Raw genomic sequence first — 20595 nt, 5'->3', positions numbered from 1 at the left:
CGAGGCTAGGGCCGTACGGGACTAGCCTGGTGACCGTGTCACTGCTGTGTGGACAACGGGCCGGAGGAACCGTCGATCGGCGATCCACACAGGGTGCACACAGTTGCTCCCGGTAGGATGGATCCCCGTGTCTACCGTGAAAGTCCCTGATGGCCGTTGTTGAAGCTCGTCGCCCTGTAACTCCGCGCGACGGGGACACGGGTGCGGATCGCCGGTTCAGGCCGGAGGTGCAGGGTCTCCGGGCGCTCGCCGTGCTGATGGTGGTGTGCTACCACATCTGGTTCGGGCGCGTCTCCGGCGGAGTGGACGTCTTCCTGTTGGTGTCGGCCTTCCTGCTGTCTCTGTCGTTCCTTCGCCGGGTCGAGTCGGGGAAGCCTCTGGACCTCGCCCGGCACTGGCTGCACCAGTTCAAACGCCTGCTGCCCGCCGTCGTCGTCGTGCTCCTGGGCACGTTGGCTGCCAGTTATGTGCTGGTGCCGCAATCCCGGTGGGCGGGTATTCTCGAGCAGTCGTGGGCCTCCCTGTTCTACGTGCAGAACTGGGTGCTGGCCTCGGACGCCGTCGACTACTACGCGGAGGATCACAGTCTCGCGAGCCCCCTGCAGCACTTCTGGTCCCTGTCCGTCCAGGGTCAGGTGTTCATCCTGTGGCCACTGCTCTTCCTCGGCAGTTCCTGGGCGGCGCGCCGCTACCGGCTGAAGTTCCGCGGCGTCATGCTGCTCGTGTTCGGCGCGCTCTTCGCGGGGTCGCTGGTGTTCTCGATCTGGGAGACCGGGACGAACCAGGCCTATGCCTACTTCGATACGCGAACCCGCCTCTGGGAGTTCGCCATCGGGACGCTGCTGGCGCTGGCCCTGCCGTTCATCAGGTTGCCGCGCTTCCTGCGTGTCCTTGCGGGATGGGTCGGCGTCGCGGCGATGCTGTCGGGCGGCTTCCTGCTCGATGTGCAGGGGCAGTTCCCGGGCTACGTGGCCCTCTGGCCGCTCGTCGCGGCAGCCCTGGTGATCATCGCCGGGCAGACCGGCAGTCGCGTGGGCGCAGACCGGTTCCTGTCCTCGAAGCCGCTCGTCAGGGTGGGGGACCTCTCGTACGCCCTGTACCTATGGCACTGGCCGGTGCTGGTGCTCGCCCTGATCTGGCGTGACAGAGCGTCGCCGGGCGTGCTCGGTGGCCTCCTCGTCATCGCCGTGTCGTTCGCCCTGGCCTACCTGACCATGCGTTTCGTCGAGCGGCCCCTGCGGGCGCTGGCGTGGGCGGACGCTCGACGCCGTCGCGCTGTCATAGTCCTGGCCGTGTGCCTGGGTCTGGTCGCGGCCCCGCTGACCGGGTGGCAGCAGAGCCTCCGCGTCGAGGCTGAGCGCATCGCCGCGAACGCCGACGTCAACAACCCGGGAGCGCTTGTGCTCGACCCTCGGCTTGCCGTTACGGCTCCGAGCGGCGTACCGCTTGCTCCTGCTGTGACGGACATGCAGAAGGAATACTTGGATGTCGGTGAACGATGCTCCGGCGAGGAGGCCCCCGACGACTCGCTGATCCGCGACCAGTGTTCGACGCTGAGGTTCTCCGACACACCGGACCGGCATCTCGTCGTGGTCGGAAGCTCCCATGCGCAACAGTGGGCGGTCCCCTTGGTCGAACTGGCCAGGGAGAGGAACTGGGAGATCACCTTCTTCCTGCTCGGCGCATGCCCTTATGGGCTGGAGACTGAGGAGTCGGCCGATTGGTGCACGGACTGGAACGCGGCAGTGACGGGGCATGTGATGGACCTCGATCCCGACGCGGTCTACACCGTCGGGACGGCAGCCCGGGTCGAAGACCCGCAGGACGTCGTCCTGCCGGGGTTCACCGATGCCGCCAACCGGCTGATGGACGCTGGCATCCAGGTGGTCGCAGTACGGGACAACCCCAGATTCTCCCAACACATGGTGCAGTGCGTCGAGAACGAGGGGGCGGACAGCCCGGCCTGCAACCCTTCACGGGCGCAGACCATCAGCCGGACGCCGCCTTCGGCGCAGCTGTCGGAGGAAGCCCCGGGCCTGGTCTTCCTCGATTTCTCGGACATCATCTGTGCGCTGGATCTGTGCCCGGCGGTTATCGGGAACGTCTACGTGTACATCGACGACAACCACCTCAGTGCTACCTACCTGAGGTCGATGCTTCCGGTGTTCGAGGAGCGGTTCGACGCCAAGGTCCGCCTGTAGAGGCCGCTTCCCGAGGCACGTATTCTCCCCTGGTCCCCGCGGCGCAGTCCGGTCTGCCAGATGCACTGCGGCATAATTGAGACCAAACGTCATTACAGGAGATATTTTGAGTGCAGATCTAGTCGTCGTCGGATCGGGCTTCTTCGGCCTGACAATCGCGGAGCGAGCCGCGAGCCAGCTCGGCCTGAAGGTCGCGGTACTCGACCGTCGCCACCACATCGGTGGGAACGCGTACAGCGAGAACGAAGCCCAGACCGGAATCGAGGTGCACCGCTACGGCGCCCACCTCTTCCACACCTCGAACGAGCGCGTCTGGGACTACGTCCACAACTTCACGGAGTTCACCAACTACGTGCACAAGGTCTACACCCGCCATAAGGGCGAGGTGTTCCCTATGCCGATCAACCTCGGGACGATCAACCAGTTCTTCCGGACAGCCCTCGGACCCGCGGAAGCCCGCGCCCTCATCCAGGAGCAGGCCGGCGAGCTCGCCGGCACCGACCCGCAGAACCTGAACGACAAGGGCATCCAGCTGATCGGGCGCCCGCTCTACGAGGCCTTCATCAAGTACTACACGGGCAAGCAGTGGCAGACCGATCCGAAGGACCTGCCCGCCGAGATCATCTCGCGCCTTCCCGTTCGCTACACCTACGACAACCGGTACTTCAACGACAAGTACGAGGGTCTGCCCGTCAACGGCTACACGGCCTGGATCGAACGCATGGCGGACCACCCGAACATCGATGTCCACCTCAACACGGACTTCTTCGACGAGGGCCACGAGTACTCGCGCTCGACGACGCTCGGCCAGGTGCCCGTCGTCTACACGGGCCCCGTGGACCGGTACTTCGACTTCGCCGAGGGCGACCTCTCCTGGCGGACCATCGACCTCCAGGAGGAAGTGCTCCCGATGGAGGACTTCCAGGGCTGCTCGGTCATGAACTACCCGGACGAGGACGCGGCGTACACGCGCATCCACGAGTTCCGTCACTTCCATCCGGAGCGGGATTACACGAAGGATGCCACCGTCGTCATGCGGGAGTACTCCCGTTTCGCCGAGAAGGGCGACGAGCCCTACTACCCGATCAACACGTCGGAGGACCGCGCAAAGCTTGTTGCGTACCGCGACCTCGCGAGGGGAGAGAAATCGGTGCTGTTCGGCGGCCGTCTCGGGACCTACAAGTACCTCGACATGCACATGGCCATCGGGTCCGCCCTGTCGATGTTCGACAACAAGATCACCCCGCACTTCACCGGCGGGCAGAAGCTCGAAAGCGGCGGGGTGGACGCGTGAGTGAGGCGACGCTCGCCAGTTCGGTCGCCGATACGGACGGGGGGGTACAGGCGTGGCATACCCTCCAGCGCGTCGTGCTTCCCGGGCAGAGCCAGATAGATACTGCTGCCCTCTACGTGGATACGGGTAGTGCGGTCGGTGTGCAGGTGAATACCACCGACGGCACCACCGAAACGTCATCGAGCCGTGTGGGTCCTGCCTCGCCCGGCCCGGAACTCCACGTCGAGGACTTCCGCTCCAGGCGGTCGACCTCCGTGCGTCCCGGAGAGCGGGTGTCTTTCGGCACCTACTTCAACGCCTTCCCGGCGAGCTACTGGCGACGATGGACGAGCGTGCGGAACGTGAGATTGTCCGTCGCCACGACCGGGGCCGGCGGAATCAGCGTCTACAAGTCCAATGCGCGCGGTTCCCTCCAGCACGTCGAGACGGCCCGCGTCACGGGAACCTCGACTAGTGTCTTCGACCTCTCCCTGCAGCCCTTCGGTGACGGAGGGTGGTACTGGTTCGACCTCGTAGCGGGGTCCGGGTCCCTGATCCTCAATCAGGCGGAATGGCTCGCCCCGGGTGACGCTCCGACATCGGGCCAGATCACGCTCGAGATCACGACGCTGAACAAGCCCGACTTCTGTGCGAACAATCTGGCGATCCTCGCCGAGAACCCGGATGTCCTGACGAACGTCAAGGAGGTGCTGATCGTCGACCAGGGCACGAAGAAGGTGGCCGACGAACCGACGTTCCCGGGCATCGAAGCCGCGCTGAACGGCAAGCTCCGCATCATCGACCAGAGCAATCTGGGCGGATCCGGCGGCTTCGCCCGCGGGATGTACGAGGCCGTCGAGAACGGCAGCGACTACGCTCTCCTGCTCGACGACGACGTCGTCATGGAACCGGAGAGCATCACGCGCCTGCTGGCGTTCGCGGACCACTGCAGGACGCCGACGATCGTCGGCGGCCACATGTTCGATCTCTACAACCGAACCGTGCTGCACACCTTCGGTGAGATCGTGAACCCCTACCGGTTCCAACCGGATCAGCCAGTCGCCGAGCAGACCCTGGGTCACGACTTCATGCGCTCGAACCTGCGCCACACGCCCTGGCTCCACCGCCGCATCGACGTGGACTACAACGGATGGTGGATGTGCCTCATCCCAACGGAGGTGATCCGCGAGATCGGATTGTCGCTGCCCGTCTTCATCAAATGGGACGATGCGGAGTACGGCCTGCGCGCCAAGAAAGCCGGTTACCCCACCGTGTCGATGCCGGGCAGCGCCGTGTGGCATGTGTCCTGGATCGACAAGGACGACATGGTCGGCTGGCAGGCCTACTTCCACACACGCAACCGCATGATCGCCGCGCTGATCCACAGTCCGTACGAGCGAGGGGGCAGGGTGATCCGGGAGTCCGGCTACTCGGACGTGAAGCACCTCGTCTCCATGCAGTACTACACCGTGCGGGGGCGTGTGATGGCGATGCGCGACGTGCTGCGTGGCCCGGATCAGTTGCACTCCATCCTCGCGACAAAGCTGCCGGAAATCCGTGCGCTCAGCGAGAAGCACTCCGATGCGCAGCTGAAGCCTGACCCGGACGAGTTCCCTGCGCCGCAGATGGACAAGCCTCCTCGACATGGACAGGGCTTCAAGGCGCCGTCCTACACGACTCTCGTCCCATGGGCCGTAAAGACCATCGCCCGGCAATTGAGCAGGCCCGTCGCCCTCTCGAGCAAGGAACGCCCGCAGGCCTTCGTCGCGCATCAGGACAACAAGTGGTGGAGGATGTCGCAGTACGACAGTGCCATCGTCTCCAATGCAGAGGGCACGGGAGCATCCTGGTATCGCCGCGATCCTCAACAGCTTCGCGCCCTCCTCGCGGAGGCCGCACGCCTGAACGCCGAGATCCTTCGGAAGTGGCCGCAGCTCCGGGAGCAGTACCGGGCAGCACTCGACGACATCACGTCCTTCGAGTCATGGAAGAAGACGTTCGACGAGCATTCAGGGGAAGGCAAGTAATTTGAGCACCATCGACCTGACCACCCCCGGTCTAGGGGGTGGTCTCAGGGACGTGCTGCGGTCGCGGTATCTTCTGAAGCTGCTTGTGCAGAAGGAGCTCAAGGTACGCTACCGGGGCTCGGTCCTCGGTCTGCTGTGGTCCTACGTCAAGCCGGGCGTGCAGTTCGTCGTGTTCTGGTTCGCCCTAGGGATCTTCTTGGGGATGAACCGCAACACGGAGAACTACCCGATCTACCTGTTCTCCGGAATCGTGCTCATCAACTTCTTCACAGAGGCCCTGAGTAATGCATCCCGCTCGATCGTCGGGAACGGTGGGCTGATCAAGAAGATCTACCTCCCGCGCGAGCTGTTTCCGGTCGCGTCGGTCTGGGTGTCCGCGGTCCACTTCGTACCGCAGCTCCTCGTCCTGCTCGTTGCATGCTTCATTGCCGGGTGGACACCGGGAGTGGCGCAGATCGCGGCGGCCGTCATCGGGTTCCTAATCGTCGCGTTGCTCGCCATCGGTTTGGGGCTTTTCTTCGGATCGGTGAACGTCTACTTCAGGGACTCGGAGAACTTCGTCGACATGCTCCTGATGATCGCCACGTGGGCCTCCCCGGTCCTCTATTCATGGACCATGGTGCGGGACGGGCTCTACGACGCCTTCGGAACGGGCGTCGGTGAAGTGCTGCACACGATCTATCAGACCAATCCGCTCACCATCGCCGTCGAACTGTTCCACTTCGCCTTCTGGATGCCGACGACGACGAACATGACCGATCCGCTGACGGCTGTCCCACCGAATCTGCTCGACCTGTGGATGCCCATCGGAGTGGCCATCTCCGTGGTCGTGATTCTCACGGGGCAGTACACCTTCCGGCGGCTCGAGGGCCGCTTCGCCCAGGAGCTCTGACATGACCACCGCCATAGAAGTCCGGAGCGTGTCCAAAGAATTCGTGCTCCGGCACACCCGCTCCATCAAGGAAGCGTTCGTCTGGATCATGAAGGGCCGGAAGGGCGACCTGTCCAAGAAGTTCCACGCCCTCGCAGACGTCAGCCTGACGATCGAACAAGGGGAAACGGTAGCCCTGCTCGGGCTGAACGGCTCAGGCAAATCGACCCTGCTGAAGCACATCTCCGGCGTCATGCTGCCCGACAGCGGGTCGATCAGGACGCGGGGGAGGGTCGCCGGACTGATCGAAGTGGGTGCCGGCTTCCACCCCGACCTGTCGGGACGGGACAACGTGTACCTCAACGGCGCGATCCTGGGCATGAGCGAGGAACAAATCGAAGAACGCTTCGATGACATCCTGGAATTCTCGGAGATCGGCCAGTTCATCGATACCGAGGTGAAGTTCTACTCCTCCGGCATGTACCTGCGGCTCGCGTTCTCCGTCGCGGTGCACACGAATCCGGAGGTCTTCCTCGTCGACGAGATACTCGCGGTGGGCGACGAGCCATTCCAGAAAAAGTGCATCGCGCGGATCAAGGAACTGGCAGAGGATGGCAAGACGCTGGTGGTGGTGAGCCATGACCTCGACCTGGTCTCGCAGATCTGCAGGCGGGGCATCCTGCTCGAGCACGGCCGACTGCTCATGGATGGCCCCGTGGACGACGTCGTAGCGAGGCTCCGCAGTAACGGCTGAGGCCTGCCGGGTACCGGGACGAGACCGCCAAGCCGATGGCTGCGGCATCAACGAACTATCGAAGAGGTAAACCAGATGTGGGCCGCAGCAATACCGGAGTTCCTCCTCGCCCTGGGGATCCTCTTCATTCCGGGGCTGGTCGTCGGAGTCGCCGGATTCGGCCTGAGGGGATTCAACGCGGTCGCCGTTGCGCCGTTGCTCTCGATGTCCTTCATCACGCTGGGAGCGATCGGGGCCGGGCTCCTGGGTGTCGACTGGTCCCCACTGCCGGTCGTGGGGCTGGCGGTGCTCACGATACCCGTCGGATTGCTGGTGCGACTCGCGCTGCGACGGCGATCGGTTGAGCGCGAGGTCTTCGTACGCCTGCATCTCCTGGTACCGCTCGCCGGTCTGGTTGTCGGAGCCTTCCTGGTAGGACGGCGCCTGCTCTTCGCCTTCGGAGAACCGGAGCGTTTCTCGCAGACGTTCGACAACATCTTCCACCTCAATGCGATCCAGTACATCTCCGACACGGGGTCGGCTTCCTCGCTGACACTCGGTGGGATGACGGGTGTGGGCTTCTACCCGGCGGGCTGGCACGGCGTGGTGTCGCTGGTCCACTACTTCTCAAGTGCGCCGATACCAGTCTCTGTCAACGCGGTGAACCTCGTGGTGGGCGCCATCGTCTGGCCCGCGGGCTGCCTGTACCTGGTGCAGTCGATCCTCGGGTCCCGCTGGGTCCCACTCCTGTTGACGGGCGTCCTCACCGCAGCCTTCGGCTCCTTCCCGCTCCTCCTGCTCGACTTCGGTGTCCTCTACCCGAACTTCCTCGGAGTGTGCCTGCTGCCCGCTGTCCTGGCACTGCTGGTCGGTGCACTCGGGCTGGGCCGGGGCACAGCTACTCCCCGTCCGGTCCTCTGGGCGCTGTTCGTGGTCGCGCTGCCCGGATTGGCCCTGTCGCACCCGAGCGCCATCGCGGCGCTGATCGCCTTCTCCATTCCGCTCGCACTGACGGTCGCTGTGAGGGCGTCCCTCAGGGAGCGCGCGACGCGTCGAAGGAGGATCACCGCGGTCGCTGTCGCCGCGGTGTCCCTGGCCATCTACTGGTACCTGCTCGTCACGGCGTGGAAGGCTCTTCGCCCGGCCGAGGAATCCCTGATCTGGCTGCCCGTCCAGACCCAGTCGCAGGCCGTGGGTGAATTCCTGACGGCGGGTCCCCTGGGAGCCCCGGCGATCTGGACCGTTGCGGTGATGACCGCCGTCGGGCTGGGCGCCCTGGCGGCACGTGCGAAGCACCTGTGGCTGGTCGGCGTGTACGTGGTGGGCGCCGGCCTCTTCGTCGTCGCGACCGGCGCGCCCGACGGCGACTTCAGGGACCTCATCACAGGTGCCTGGTACACGGACACGGTCCGGCTCGCCGCACTCCTCCCGCTCGTGACCATTCCGGTTGCAGCGGTGGGAGGTACCGCGATTGTCCGGTTGGTGCTCGAGAAGGCGGTCACGCCCGTCCTCGAACGCCTCGATCGCGGAAGCGGTCGCGAGCAACTGGGGCTCGCTGCCGCCGTGGCCGGTTGTCTGGTGCTGGTCGGGTCGGGCGTACTCCTGACGCAGGGTCCGAACATCCGGGCGGCCGCCCTGAGTACGGCGGGTGGCTACGACCTCGAAACAGCGTCCCGACTCGTCAGCGCCGACGAATACAGACTGATGGACAAGCTCGACGACGTCGTGCCCGAAGACGCTGTCATCGCGGGCAACCCCTGGACCGGTTCCTCCCTGGCCTACGCGCTCGCTGACCGCAGGACCCTCCAGCTGCACACACTTGCGATACTCTCCCCGGAAGCACTGCAGGTCAACGATGGTTTGCGCGACGCAACGGTGCGTCCCGAGGTGTGTGATGCCATCCGTGAGGAGAACGTCCGCTTCGTGCTCGACTTCGGCGACGAGGAAGTGCACGGGGGGGACCACCCTTACCCGGGCCTCGAGAATTTGGCGTCCAGCGAGGCGGTGGACCTGGTCGAGGCCGTGGGCGCGGCGCGACTGTACCGCGTCACAGCCTGCGGGATGGGTTGATCGAGCGCTCACCCCTGACGGACATGCGCCCTCGTCAACCACGGGCGGCCGTGTACGTGCCCAGCCGCCCGGTCGGAGCCTTCACCTGGTGCCCGTCCGCGTCACACGGTGAAGACCGATCTCACCGAGCCGGTGGTCACCTAGGTCAGGCGCTCCTGCTTCCGCGCGGAGATCTTGCCGGACCGCCCGCGGAGAGCGTCTGCGACGCCGAAGCCTGCGGCAAGTACATGCGTTGCCCGGTGTGGCCCGACAAGGACCCTCCCGACGTGTCCGAGAAGGTCTCGCGTGAGCCTCGAGAGGGTCCAGCGGGGTGCCCTCAGGATCGAACGTCGGGCCACCAGCAGACCGTTCCGCGTCATGTAGTACACCCTGAGTGGCGGGTGATAGGCGACGGAGAGTTGCCTGCCGTGGCGACGCACCGGACGTCCGAAGACAGACAGTGGGCGTGCGGTGCCGAGAGAGTGTGTGATGTTGGTGCCTTCGGCGACGAGCGTGAGCAGTCCGGCGGCGCGCATCCGCTCGTTGTACTCCGAGTCGACCCAGTCGATGAAAAGGTCCTCCCGGAGCTCGCCGACTGTGTCGAGGGTCGATACGGGCAGGAGGAGGCCCGACTGCATCGGATCGTACGCGAGGTTGAATCGAGCCACGGCACCGAGAAGTGCGACCGCACGACCGTTCTGGTTGCCGTACGACACAGCCCCCACCTGCAGCCCTTCCGCCTGTGCGCTCAGTGCAGTCTCGAGAAGGTGCCTGACGTAGTCGGGCTCGAGTGTCGTGTCCTGATCCAGGGTCAGTATCCACTCCGCATCGTGGGCGGCCCTGGCCCTCGCGATCCCGGCATTGAGCGTCACCGCGATGCCGTCGTTGGACGCGCGCCGGACGACATCGACACCCAGCCCCTGCAGGGTTGCGAGCAGCCCCGACGCGTCCGAGCCGGACCCGTCGTCAGCGACGACGACGGCAGAGACCTGATCCGCCAGCGCCGTGACATTGGGGATCAATGACGCCGCCGGACGGAAACTGCTGATGACCGCGACGACCACGGGAACAGTCATAGTCGCGCCTTCCGCACCCCGTCGACGAGGATGCTGGCACCGAGGCTCACGAGGAGTTCCACTGCCCGACGCGGGGGAACGGTCCGGTGAAGGAGGCCGCGAACGATGGCGCGGGCGGTAGTGCCTCTCCGTGCACCCGGGTGGTAGCTGCGCAGAGCTTCCCCGACCGTCGCAGAGGACGTGGGATGCCTCGCTTGAAGCGTCTCCGCCATCAGGGCCCGCCAGCCGATCCCCGCCGACGCAAGGAATCGGGTCAGTGCGGCAGGCGACGCCGTACCCTCGTAGGTTCGTCCCAAGTGCTGAACCCTGCCTATCAGCTGCCTCACTCCCGTCCGGTTCTCGCCCACCACGTTGGCGTCGTGCTGGATGTAGTCCTGGACGATCTCATCGACGACGGTGAAGCCGCCGGCGGCCGCGGCACAGACCCCGATCCAGTGGTCGTGGTACTGGGCGGGCGTGTGCAGGCGAGGGAAGGGAAGAGCTATCGACAGGAGTTCGGCGCGGACAACGCTGAGCGAACCCGTCACCTGATTCTCGCTGAAGAGGTCCACAGGGTCCACCGTGCGCCTCTTCGTCCTGGGGACCAGGACCTGCCCCGCCTCGTCCACGACTCGAGCCTGCCCCGAGACGAGGGCATGATTCGACAATTCGGGAACCAGGGTGGCAAGTTTGCCGGGATACCAGTAATCGTCCTGATCGCTCAGTGCGATCCATTGCGCCTCGTCGGGAACAGCCTCGAGCACGCGCTCGAAGTTGCCGTAGAAACCAAGGCGGTCGTCGAAACCGATGACGGCAAATCTCTCATCGCCACCGCAGATCCTTCGCACCGCCTCTGCCACAGTGAGCGAATCGCCGTCGACAGAGATGAGGCAGCGGAAGTCCCGATAGGTCTGCGCCTGGATGGACAGCAGCTGCCGAGCGAACAAGTGCTCCGGTGGGCGGTACGCAGCGAGCGCAACGATCCCGAAATCCGGGGATGTATCAGGCACGGGCAGCTTCCTTCCCGCGAGTGTGGGCCACCCGTCGTACCGCGACGACGAATGCGCGTGCCAGCATCATCCTCGAGCGGACGATCAGCAGGGGAGCCCGGACCCTTTTGGGCGTCGTGTTCGTCTCATGCAGCCGCCGCGACAGAGTGTCCTGCTCGAGGTGCCGCATGCCCCCCACCAGATTCCCCACCATCGCGATCCACTGGTCGTGCGTCTCGTTGAGGAATGCGGGGAACGGCAGGATGAGTGGAGCGACCTCGCGCCTGAAGGCCATGGCGCAACCGTAGTAGGGGCGTACGCCTATCCAAAGCATCAGCAGATTGGCCCACCGCCGATGCCCGTCGGCGGCTCTCAGCCTGAGTGATTCGATGGTCCGGGGTCGCTGGCCGAAGAACGAGAAATTGCTGGCAACGACGGGGCTGGTGGACATCGCATCGATCATCAGGTCGAGGCGACCCGGCAGCCAGACATCGTCCTGATCGGAGAGGAAGATATAGTCACCCCTGCTGGCCGTCAACGCTTTCTCGAACGTCCGCACATAGCCCTGATTGACGGGGGAGCGCATGATCCTGATCCTGTGGTCTCCGAGGCGGGTGACAGCGTCCACGGATCCATCGGTCGACGCATCGTCGACGACGACGACTTCGTCATCCGGCCCGAGCTGGGCCAGGATCGATTCGACTTGCTCCACGACATGAGCCGCTCCGTTGTAGGTGGCCATACAGACGCTCACGCGAACCTCGCGCTCCTCGCCGGAGTGTTTGCCCGCTTCCATGCCCGTCCCGTCCTAGCCGTCTTCGATCCCGGACGAGTCTACCGAACCGGCCTTTTCACTTCGTACAGGGCGCATCCCTATAGTTGAGATGTTGTCCGGGCGCTCCCGGTCTCGTCACCGTCCCCTGCAGAAGGATTCCCATGGCCTCCGTTGATGTCCTGTTCCCCTACTACGGAGACGTCGATCTCATGAAGAAGGCGGCGCGGAGCGTCATGGGCCAGCAGTTCGAGGACTGGCGTCTGATCGTCGTCGATGACGGGTATCCGGACCCGGAGCCGGCTCGCTGGTTCGGCAGCATCGATGATCCGCGGGTCTCCTACCAGCGCAATGGCTCCAACTTGGGCGCCAACGGGAACTACAGGAAGGCGCTCGAGTTCGTCGAGGCGCCCCTCGTCGTCATCATGGGTGCCGACGACATCATGCTGCCCAACTACCTCGAGACGGTCGTAGGGACATTCGCGGCCTACCCCACGGCGGATGTCGTCCAGCCGGGCGTGCGGGTGATCGATGAGAACGGCGCCGCCGTCACCCCTCTGGTGGACAGGGTGAAGAGCCTCGCCATGCCGGGAGCTACGGAGCCGACCGTCCTTCAGGGCGAGCGTCTGGCGACGAGCCTCCTGCATGCGGGGTGGCACTACTTCCCGTCGCTGGCCTGGCGGTCGGCGACGATCACGCGGATCGGATTCCGGCCGGAATTCGACGTCGTGCAGGATCTTGCGCTGCTGCTGGACATCGCTGCTGACGGCGGCACGATGGTGCTTCAGCCCGAACTCGCCTTCCTCTACCGCCGCCACTCCGGGTCCGATTCGTCAGTGCGCGCTCTCGATGGCCGGCGTTTCGACGAGGAGCGTCGGTTTTTCGAGATCGAGGCGCGGCGGTTCGCGGCACTCGGCTGGCAGAAGGCGGCGCGGGCGGCGTCCCTGCATATCACGTCGCGATTGAACGCCGTCGCACTGCTCGCGACTGCGGTTCTCAAGCGCCAGAAGGCTTCAATCTCGAGCCTCTCCCGGCACATCATCCGGTAGACGCAGCGGCTCCTGGGCGTGTAACCCGCAGCGGACGCGACGGGGACGCTGCTCGATCGGTGCCACGGGCGTCTTGCTCGCGGCACCCTGGGATGCTCCCTAGATGCGCTCGTCGACCCAGGGCTTCGGGGCCTCGTCCAGGGCGATCCTGCGGGACAGCGCTGTCAACGCGTTCTCGGCGTGACGGAAGCGCTGATATGTCGTCGCCATGAACACGAAGAAGCTGACAATCGTGGCGTAGAGGACGAGGTCCGTTCCACGTCCCACTCCGAGGAAGGACGCAACCTCGGTGAGCACCCCTGGAAAGAAGATCGACGCGACGGCGGCCACGGCAAAGATCATGAGCATGATGCGGCGAATCGCCAGATGACGCGCATTCGCCCCGCCCCGCATCAGGACCAGCGAGACCAGAATGACGGCAAGGACGAGGACGATTTGGACTATCAGGAGCACAGAATCACCTAAAGAAGAGTTCGGCGAGGATGTTGACGGAGTTGAGCAGTGACTGACCCTTGGATTTCGAGTAGTCGGTGTAGATGATCTCGACCGGGTGCTCGGTCCATCGGGGATTGATCTCCGCGATCTGATGAACCAGCTCGGAGGCGTGCGCCATCCGGTTCTGCGTCAGATGGATCCTCGATGCGATGTCCCGGTTCAGGGCACGCAACCCGTTGTGGGCATCGGTCAGGTCCAGGCCGGTCGCCATACGCGACTGGATTGCGGCGGTCTTGAGGACGAGCCGTTTCATCGGACCGATCTGCGTTCGATCGTCGAGGAACCGCGACCCGAGAACGATGTCCGCCTCGCCTGCATCGAGCCGTGCAACCATCTCGGCGGCATCCACGACGCGGTGCTGCCCGTCGGCGTCGAAAGTGACGACGTTGCGCATCAGCGGATCCTGGAGCGCGAACTCGATGCCGGTCTGCAGCGCGGCTCCCTGGCCCAGATTGATGGGGTGCTGCACCACTACCGCGCCGGCTGCCCGCGCGATGTCCTGCGATCCGTCGGAACTGCCGTCATCGACGCACACGACGTGCGGAAAAACGGGGCGAAGACCTTCTATGACCGAACCGACGACGGTTGCTTCGTTGTACATCGGAATGACGATCCAGGTGCGATTCACTGCCTCAGTATCCCATATCGCCCTCGCGTGGCTGCTCTCCGGGCCCATTCCACCGGCTGCGGAGAGCCATGGAGGGGCTCGACGGTACTCATCACCACGCCGCTGCGTCGGCCATCCTGTACTGAACTTGCTGATCGTCGGCCCTGACCGCAATGATGGCCACCATGCGTGGAATCATTCTCGCCGGAGGAACCGGCTCGCGGCTGCACCCCATCACCCTCGGCGTCAGCAAGCAGTTGGTGCCCGTGTACGACAAGCCCATGATCTACTACCCGCTGTCCACGCTGATCCTCGCCGGTATCAAGGACATCCTGATCATCACCACGCCCCATGATGCCGACCAGTTCGAGCGGTTGCTGGGAGATGGAACGAAGTTCGGGGTCAGCATCACCTACATGCAGCAGTCCTCGCCGGACGGCCTGGCTCAGGCCTTCATCCTCGGCGCGGAACATATCGGCTCGGGTCCGGTTGCGCTTGTGCTCGGGGACAACATCTTCTACGGGCAGGGGATGGGAACGCAGCTGCGTCGCTTCTCCGACATCGAAGGTGGGGCCGTCTTCGGTTACTGGGTCGCGGATCCGACGGCATACGGTGTCGTCGAATTCGACGCAGACGGGCGGGCGGTGTCGCTCGAGGAGAAGCCCGAGCAGCCGAAGAGCCACTATGCCGTGCCCGGTCTCTACTTCTACGACAACGACGTCATCGAGATTGCAAGGGATCTCAAGCCGTCACCCCGTGGGGAACTGGAGATCACCGATATCAATCGTGTCTATCTCGAGCGCGGTCTGCTCCATGTGGAGATCCTGCCGAGGGGCACCGCGTGGCTCGACACCGGGACTTTCGACTCGCTCAACGAGGCTTCAGAGTTCATCAAGACCGTGCAGAAGCGCCAGGGGCTGTCGATCGGCTGTCCGGAGGAGATCAGCTGGCGCCTCGGGAACCTCTCGGACGACGAATTGCGGCAACGCGCTGAACCGCTCGTGAAGAGCGGCTATGGGCAGTACCTCATGAATCTTCTTCGCTAGCCGGAACCGGCGATTCCGGCGGTCTGCGTTCGTCCGTCGAGGCTTCCGACGGATTACCGCAGTGACCGGCCGGGTTGGAGAGGGTCCGTCCCCGTCCTAGTCGTCGTTCTCTGCGAGGTATCGGCGCACGACCACAATCTGGTAACCGGCGACGACGGCCTCGGAGAAAGCCACTGCCCACGCCACTCCGATCGGACCGAGGAGGTAGGCGCCGACAAGGATGAGCGGTGTGCCGAGGAGCGCGCCGAGCACGGTCGAATTCACCAGCGAACGGCCTTTGCCGATCGGGATGAGGCATGCAAGCCCGATCGCCTGGGACACCGCGACGCTGCCGAAGACGAGTGCCATCGGCAGGCTCATGCCGAAGGGGATCGGGATCTGCCCCGACGACAGGACCGTGCCGGCCCAGGGCATGACCGCAGCAGCTACCACGGCGGCTGCGAGGCCGGCGATCGGGGCCCACCTCACAGTCGAGCGGACGCGGCGGTTGCGCACTCGGGAGTCAGGGCTGGGGATGGATCCCTGAAGGACCTGGATGACGGGACCGAGGGCGGTCAGCCCGTACTTGAAGAAGCGGTCCGCGAGAGCGTAGAGCGGTATGCCGCCTGGGGCTGCGACGGAGAGGACGATGAGAGGTGTATTGACGTAGAGGGACGACGTTGCTGCCGTGATCACGCCGTGCCGCTGCCCTCCGAGTCGTCTGATCGCCCTGCCGGGATGAGGATCGACGACCACGGCTTCCGGCTCTTCCCTCGAGATCGTCCTCACGCTCAGGACGACCGCCAGGCAATTCATCAACAGCTGGCACAGCAGGAAGAAATGCGCATCCCGCGTCACGAGCAGAGCGGCCAGGCCGAGAAGAGTGCCCGCTGATATCGGCACCGTATCCATCAGGAACAGTTTCCGCGGCTTGCCCTCGCCGATGAAGTACCACGCCGCACCGAGGAACGGTACGAGGTAGGTCACGCTTGCCAGTGCGACGACCGACCACGTCGTTTCCGCGGTGAACGCGATGATCAGTGCCGTGATGGGCAGGGCGGCGAGGAAGAGATAGATCCGGCTGACGAACGAGTTCACGAACATCTGAGGTCGATCAGCCGCCGGCAAACCGGCCACCACTGCGGGTCCGGTCGTTCCCCATCCGAAGGAGACGAGGACGCCCATGAGCAGAGCCAGGGATTGTCCGAGTGCGATGATTCCCCAGGTCCCCGCACCGACAGTGGCGATGATGGTAGGGATGGAAATGAGACCCACCAGGGTGCTCACCCCTACGGAAGCTGCGAAGGCGGCAAGGCGCCGGACGGGGTTTCGTAATGATGACAGGCGCAAGGGGACCCTTTTGTGTTGATTGCGGGTGCGGGAGGCTCGTCGAGCAGCACGATGAAGTGTAGTGCAGAGGACTATCGTCGCTCGTTCTCGAGGGTACGGATCCCGAGGGCGCTGGAGCATCCGATGATAGGCTCGATGTCGCACCTATCGCCGTCCCGGGCAAAACAAGTGCTCTCTTCCTAGATCGGATTCTCTTGACTGTCGCTGCCGTTGTCGTCTCCTACAACCGCCTCGAGCTACTGCGGAAGTGCCTGATCGGACTGTCGCAGCAGGACCGGCAAGCGGACGAAATCATCGTAGTCGACAATGGCTCGACGGACGGAAGTCCGGACCTGGTGCGGGACGAGTTCCCGCATGTCGTACTTTTCGAGACCGAGGAGAATCTCGGTGGCGCCGGTGGTTTCGCCTGGGGCATCGAATTGGCGATCTCCCGCGGCCATGAGGCCGCCTGGTTGATGGATGATGATGCCGAGCCCCTGACGGGAAGTCTGGGCCCTCTGGTGGAGGCCATGGAATCCGCGGAGGAGAGGCCGGCCTTCGTCGCGTCGCTCGTGGTGAACAGCGCTGGTGCCCCCAATTCCGGCCATCTGCCCGACGTGGTCCGTGACGCTGAGCTGCAACTCAAGGCGTCCGCTCTCAACGGTATCGCTGTCGGAAGTGCCACCTTCGTCGGGGTGCTCGTCGATCTGAAAAGGTCCATCACGCAGCCTCTGCCGTACGCCGACTTCTTCATATGGCTCGACGACAGGGAGTACACGACGAGGCTGGCTTCCCAGGGCCTGGGCGTTCTGATCCCCGGCAGCCGGATAGCTCACCCTGATAAAGGGAAACAGAAGGATATGGGCGGAAGGCTCTTCTACTTCGTGAGAAACAGCATCTGGCTCAGCCGGCTTTCTCCTCAGGAGCACTCCGTAGCTCTGGCGCGGCGCGTCCTCGGCATGATGTACCTCATCTGCCGCGAAGGCGTGCATGCCAAGGACAAGCGCCTGTGGGCTCGTTCCTCCTGGCAAGGTCTGTACCAGGGTCTGGCGACGACCCCGCGGGCAGTGATGCCAGGGGAGCTCGTGTCGGAGCGCTCGAAGCGATAGCACCGCACCGGCTCGGGTGTCCGGCCGGATGAAGGAGCGCGACGGGATACACCTGAGCAATATCCCGCGGCGCTCATTCCACGATCCCGTGGCACCGCCAGGAGCGGACCGGAGCAGCAGCAAACGGTTTCCCACACTTATTGCACCCGTGGCGCTGCGGACTCCCTGTAGTGGCCCCGTTCGGCGCGAACACGACAACCGTCCTGCCCACCGCTGGTGGCGGCAAGAGGTCAGTCCGTCAATCCGTCAGCCCGTCAGCCCGTCGGTGCGGGGTGCCTGCCCGTCGCGAGATGCTGAGGGATCTCCGGGTTCGGGGTGCGTGTCACCACTCGGTCTACGCTGGCGACGACCGACTGTCCGACCGCTTCGCCCAGGCAGGCGCCGACGAACTACGAGAGTCCATGGTGCACGCGAAGCGCGGTGGAGCAGTCACTGGCTGACTGCTCCACCGCGTCAGATTCGCCCGTCCGGGTGGTGTCCTTGTCCTCTTGGTTCCTTGTCGGGCGTGTCAGCTGTAGGTGATGCGTGCTCCGGTGGTGGGCGTCCAGGTGATGGTGCCGCGTTGGAAGGTCTGCTTGCAGTTCGTCGTGGTGGTGCAGGTTTGGGCGCTGGTGGGGTAACCGAGGCGTCCGGCCTCGAAGCCGGTGGTCTGGTAGGCGGTGCGAATCGGCCCGTTCGGACTCACGCGGGCCCCGGTGGTGGGGGACCAGAGGATGGCTCCGCCCTGGAAGTTCTGGTAGCAACCGCCGTTGACGAGGCCGCAGGTCTCGTTGCTGGTGGGGTAGCCGAGGCGTCCTGTTTCGAAGCCGCTTGCTGCGTAGGCGGCGCGGATTTGTCCTCCGGTGACGCGGGCTCCGGTGGTGGGGGACCAGAGGATGGCTCCGCCCTGGAAGTTCTGGTAGCAGCCGCCGTTGACGAGCCCGCAGGTCTCGTTGCTGGTGGGGTAGCCCAGACCGCCTGTTTCGAAGCCGCTTGCTGCGTAGGCGTTGCGGATCTCTCCTCCGGTGATGCGGGCGCCGGTGGTGGAGGTCCAGAGGATGGCTCCGCCCTGGAAGTTCTGGTAGCAGCCGCCGTTGACGAGGCCGCAGGTCTCGTTGCTGGTGGGGTAGCCCAGACCGCTGCGCTCGAACCCGTTCGCTGCGTAGGCATTACGAATTGCACCGTTCGGGCTGGTGCGGGCGCCGGTGGTGGAGGACCAGAGGATGGCTCCGCCCTGGAAGTTCTGGTAGCAGCCGCCGTTCACGAGCCCGCAGGTCTCGCCGCTGGTGGGGTAGCCGAGGCGTCCGGTTTCGTAGCTCGAGCCTGCCCAGGCTCGGCGGATGTCCCCGCCCGTTGCGTGCGCTCCGGTGGTGGAGGTCCAGTGGATGGCTCCGCCCTGGAAGTCCTGGTAGCAGCCGTTGGCCGTGATACCGCAGATCTGGGGTCCGGTGGGGTAGCCCAGGCCGCCGTTCTCGAAGCCGTTCGCTGCGTAGGTGTTGCGGATTGCACCGTTCGGGCTCATGTGGGCCCCGGTAGTGGAGGACCAGAGAATGGCTCCGCGCTGGAAGTTCTGGTAGCAGCCGCCGTCACGAAGGCCGCAGGTCTTGGCGCTGGTGGGGTAACCCAGGGGTCCTGTTTCGAACCCTGAGCTCTGCCAGACGTTGCGGATCGCGCCGTTGATGGTCGCGTGGGCTCCGACGCCGGCAGTCCAGGTGACCGCTCCGCCCTGGAAGTTCTGGTAGCAGCCGCCCTCGATGAGACCGCACACTATGCCCGAGGTCGACGCGCCAAGCTCGGAAGTACGCGCAGCCACAGCAGCAATCGCCGACCCCGCCGACCCCGCGGGATCGGCAGCCCGGTTACGGGCGAATGACTGGAGACTGCTCAGGCTTGCCGGCCACTGGTTCCAATCACCGACGACCGGACCGATGCTGGTGTACTGCCACAGGTCGTACCCCGCCCATCCAGCAGGCATCGTTCCAGCGCCGCTGTTGTTGTAATTGGCGATGTGCAACGGATGACTAGCAAAGGCTCGTGAGGCGCCGGTGCAGGTGTTCCACCAGTCGGTCGTGGTGTAGATCATCGGGAGGCGCCCAATACGGTTGTAGACCGTATTGGAGAAATCCCTGATCCAACTGACCATCTGGGCCGCGCTCATGTTGTAGCAGCTGTTACCCAGGCTGGCGTAGGGGTTGTACTCGACGTCGAGCAACGGAGGAAGTGTCTTGCCGTCCGCTGTCCAGCCTCCGCCGTTATTCAGGAAATAGTTGGCTTGCTGAGCGCCGCTCGAAACGCTGGGGATAGCGAAATGATAGGCTCCGCGCAGCATTCCAACTGCTTCGGATCCACCGTATTGGCCAACGAAATAGGGGTTGATGTAGTTCGTCGATTCGGTTGCCTTGACGTAGGCGAACCGCGATCCCTGATTCCACGCACCCCTCCAATCGACATTCGCCTGATGACTGCTGACGTCGACTCCGAGGACTCCCGAAGGCTTCCAATAATTGGTGGCCGCCGCGCTCATCGTCTTATCCGTTGATTCGGGCTCGACCTGCGGGTCGCCGGAGGTAGCCAGCCGCACAATTCCCTGGCCCATCGACGCGCCGTCGGGGCCGATCTCGGCCGCCAGTGCTTTCTCGTTGGCAGCCATCTGGGCGTCGGACAGAGCGGCCGTGTCCTGCACTTCCGGGAGGCCTGGCGCCTTCACCTCCTCCGAAGCCCGTGAAGTGGCGGGCTCTGATGCGGCCTTTCCTTCACCGGTCCTTGCACCGCTAACCGCTTCCGGAGATGGGACCGATCCGGCGTCCACCCGATCATCTGGTGGTGTGTCTGCAAGCTCCTGATCGCGGGGGGCACTGGAAGCGGGTGCATCTGATTGCACCGAGGTTACCGGGTTGTCCTGCGGAGCAGCCTGTGCGGCTTGCACCGGACCTGCCATCAGTACCGCGATAAGACCGGCGGCGACTGTCAAGCGACGCGCTTTTGATGTTGTCAATTTTGTCTCCACGAGTTGAATGTCACCGCGACAGATT

16 protein-coding genes are annotated in these 20595 nt (G+C 64.5%); 9 read left to right on the top strand and 7 right to left on the bottom strand.

What is annotated here, in order from left to right:
• The first annotated feature begins 149 nt into the window (after positions 1 to 149).
• The 6 genes from ACX80N_RS12790 to ACX80N_RS12765 all read left to right on the top strand — a co-directional run bounded on the left by ACX80N_RS12790 (position 150) and on the right by ACX80N_RS12765 (position 9175).
• Positions 150 to 2201: an acyltransferase family protein gene (locus ACX80N_RS12790; protein WP_459339700.1), complete on the top strand. Its 2052-nt coding sequence runs from the start codon at positions 150 to 152 to the stop codon at positions 2199 to 2201.
• A 106-nt stretch (positions 2202 to 2307) separates the two neighbouring features.
• On the top strand, positions 2308 to 3495 hold the full coding sequence (glf, locus tag ACX80N_RS12785) for a UDP-galactopyranose mutase (RefSeq protein ID WP_459339699.1): 1188 nt from the start codon (positions 2308 to 2310) through the stop codon (positions 3493 to 3495).
• On the top strand, positions 3492 to 5501 hold the full coding sequence (locus ACX80N_RS12780) for a glycosyltransferase (RefSeq protein ID WP_459339698.1): 2010 nt from the start codon (positions 3492 to 3494) through the stop codon (positions 5499 to 5501). Before glf ends, ACX80N_RS12780 begins: the two co-directional genes overlap by 4 nt.
• A 1-nt stretch (position 5502) precedes the next feature.
• Complete coding sequence (locus ACX80N_RS12775) at positions 5503 to 6393, top strand: ABC transporter permease (RefSeq protein WP_459339697.1); 891 nt, start codon at positions 5503 to 5505, stop codon at positions 6391 to 6393.
• 1 nt (position 6394) lies between these two features.
• Positions 6395 to 7126, top strand: a complete 732-nt coding sequence (locus tag ACX80N_RS12770) for an ABC transporter ATP-binding protein (RefSeq protein ID WP_459339696.1) — start codon at positions 6395 to 6397, stop codon at positions 7124 to 7126.
• 75 nt (positions 7127 to 7201) lie between these two features.
• The gene (locus ACX80N_RS12765; RefSeq protein WP_459339695.1) at positions 7202 to 9175 is read left to right on the top strand and encodes a DUF6541 family protein; all 1974 of its coding nucleotides are present in this window, start codon (positions 7202 to 7204) and stop codon (positions 9173 to 9175) included.
• Positions 9176 to 9315: 140 nt separating this feature from the next.
• Here ACX80N_RS12765 and ACX80N_RS12760 read toward each other — a convergent pair whose 3' ends face one another.
• The 3 genes from ACX80N_RS12760 to ACX80N_RS12750 are packed head-to-tail and all read right to left on the bottom strand — an operon-like array spanning position 9316 to position 11994.
• A complete protein-coding gene (locus ACX80N_RS12760; RefSeq protein ID WP_459339694.1) occupies positions 9316 to 10230 on the bottom strand; it encodes a glycosyltransferase in 915 nt (304 codons plus the stop codon).
• Positions 10227 to 11219, bottom strand: coding sequence for a glycosyltransferase (locus ACX80N_RS12755; protein ID WP_459339693.1), 993 nt, complete (start codon positions 11217 to 11219; stop codon positions 10227 to 10229). Before ACX80N_RS12755 ends, ACX80N_RS12760 begins: the two co-directional genes overlap by 4 nt.
• Complete coding sequence (locus ACX80N_RS12750) at positions 11212 to 11994, bottom strand: glycosyltransferase (protein ID WP_459339692.1); 783 nt, start codon at positions 11992 to 11994, stop codon at positions 11212 to 11214. Before ACX80N_RS12750 ends, ACX80N_RS12755 begins: the two co-directional genes overlap by 8 nt.
• 140 nt (positions 11995 to 12134) lie before the next feature.
• Here ACX80N_RS12750 and ACX80N_RS12745 point away from each other — a divergent pair, with 140 nt between their 5' ends.
• Positions 12135 to 13019, top strand: a complete 885-nt coding sequence (locus tag ACX80N_RS12745; protein WP_459339691.1) for a glycosyltransferase family 2 protein — start codon at positions 12135 to 12137, stop codon at positions 13017 to 13019.
• Positions 13020 to 13118: 99 nt separating this feature from the next.
• Here the strand turns inward: ACX80N_RS12745 and ACX80N_RS12740 are convergent, their stop codons facing one another.
• Both ACX80N_RS12740 and ACX80N_RS12735 read right to left on the bottom strand, forming a co-directional pair.
• The gene (locus ACX80N_RS12740) at positions 13119 to 13472 is read right to left on the bottom strand and encodes a DUF2304 family protein (protein WP_459339690.1); all 354 of its coding nucleotides are present in this window, start codon (positions 13470 to 13472) and stop codon (positions 13119 to 13121) included.
• A gap of 4 nt (positions 13473 to 13476) precedes the next feature.
• Positions 13477 to 14190: a glycosyltransferase family 2 protein gene (locus ACX80N_RS12735; RefSeq protein ID WP_459339689.1), complete on the bottom strand. Its 714-nt coding sequence runs from the start codon at positions 14188 to 14190 to the stop codon at positions 13477 to 13479.
• Positions 14191 to 14306: 116 nt separating this feature from the next.
• On the opposite strand from ACX80N_RS12735, the gene rfbA reads away from it, so the two are divergent.
• Positions 14307 to 15167: a glucose-1-phosphate thymidylyltransferase RfbA gene (rfbA, locus tag ACX80N_RS12730; protein ID WP_459339688.1), complete on the top strand. Its 861-nt coding sequence runs from the start codon at positions 14307 to 14309 to the stop codon at positions 15165 to 15167.
• A 96-nt stretch (positions 15168 to 15263) separates the two neighbouring features.
• Here rfbA and ACX80N_RS12725 read toward each other — a convergent pair whose 3' ends face one another.
• On the bottom strand, positions 15264 to 16433 hold the full coding sequence (locus ACX80N_RS12725) for a hypothetical protein (RefSeq protein WP_459339687.1): 1170 nt from the start codon (positions 16431 to 16433) through the stop codon (positions 15264 to 15266).
• Between the two features lie 257 nt (positions 16434 to 16690).
• Between ACX80N_RS12725 and ACX80N_RS12720 the strand changes: the two genes are divergently transcribed.
• On the top strand, positions 16691 to 17584 hold the full coding sequence (locus ACX80N_RS12720) for a glycosyltransferase (protein WP_459339686.1): 894 nt from the start codon (positions 16691 to 16693) through the stop codon (positions 17582 to 17584).
• Positions 17585 to 18092: 508 nt separating this feature from the next.
• Here the strand turns inward: ACX80N_RS12720 and ACX80N_RS12715 are convergent.
• The gene (locus ACX80N_RS12715) at positions 18093 to 20570 is read right to left on the bottom strand and encodes a GH25 family lysozyme (protein WP_459339685.1); all 2478 of its coding nucleotides are present in this window, start codon (positions 20568 to 20570) and stop codon (positions 18093 to 18095) included.
• Positions 20571 to 20595: the final 25 nt, after the last annotated feature.

The organism is Arthrobacter sp. MDT2-16 (assembly GCF_054510925.1).
The sequence above is the reverse complement of the archived record's forward strand: the minus strand, read 5'-3'. Positions and strand labels throughout refer to the sequence as shown.

Bases quoted from the DNA above. Each gene is read 5' to 3' on its own strand.
- ACX80N_RS12790 (WP_459339700.1), top strand. From the start codon at position 150: ATGGCCGTTGTTGAAGCTCGTCGCCCTGTAACTCCGCGCGACGGGGAC.
- ACX80N_RS12770 (WP_459339696.1), top strand. From the start codon at position 6,395: ATGACCACCGCCATAGAAGTCCGGAGCGTGTCCAAAGAATTCGTGCTC.
- ACX80N_RS12765 (WP_459339695.1), top strand. From the start codon at position 7,202: ATGTGGGCCGCAGCAATACCGGAGTTCCTCCTCGCCCTGGGGATCCTC.
- ACX80N_RS12760 (WP_459339694.1), bottom strand. From the start codon at position 10,230: ATGACTGTTCCCGTGGTCGTCGCGGTCATCAGCAGTTTCCGTCCGGCG.
- ACX80N_RS12750 (WP_459339692.1), bottom strand. From the start codon at position 11,994: ATGGAAGCGGGCAAACACTCCGGCGAGGAGCGCGAGGTTCGCGTGAGC.
- ACX80N_RS12745 (WP_459339691.1), top strand. From the start codon at position 12,135: ATGGCCTCCGTTGATGTCCTGTTCCCCTACTACGGAGACGTCGATCTC.
- ACX80N_RS12735 (WP_459339689.1), bottom strand. From the start codon at position 14,190: ATGGGCCCGGAGAGCAGCCACGCGAGGGCGATATGGGATACTGAGGCA.
- rfbA (WP_459339688.1), top strand. From the start codon at position 14,307: ATGCGTGGAATCATTCTCGCCGGAGGAACCGGCTCGCGGCTGCACCCC.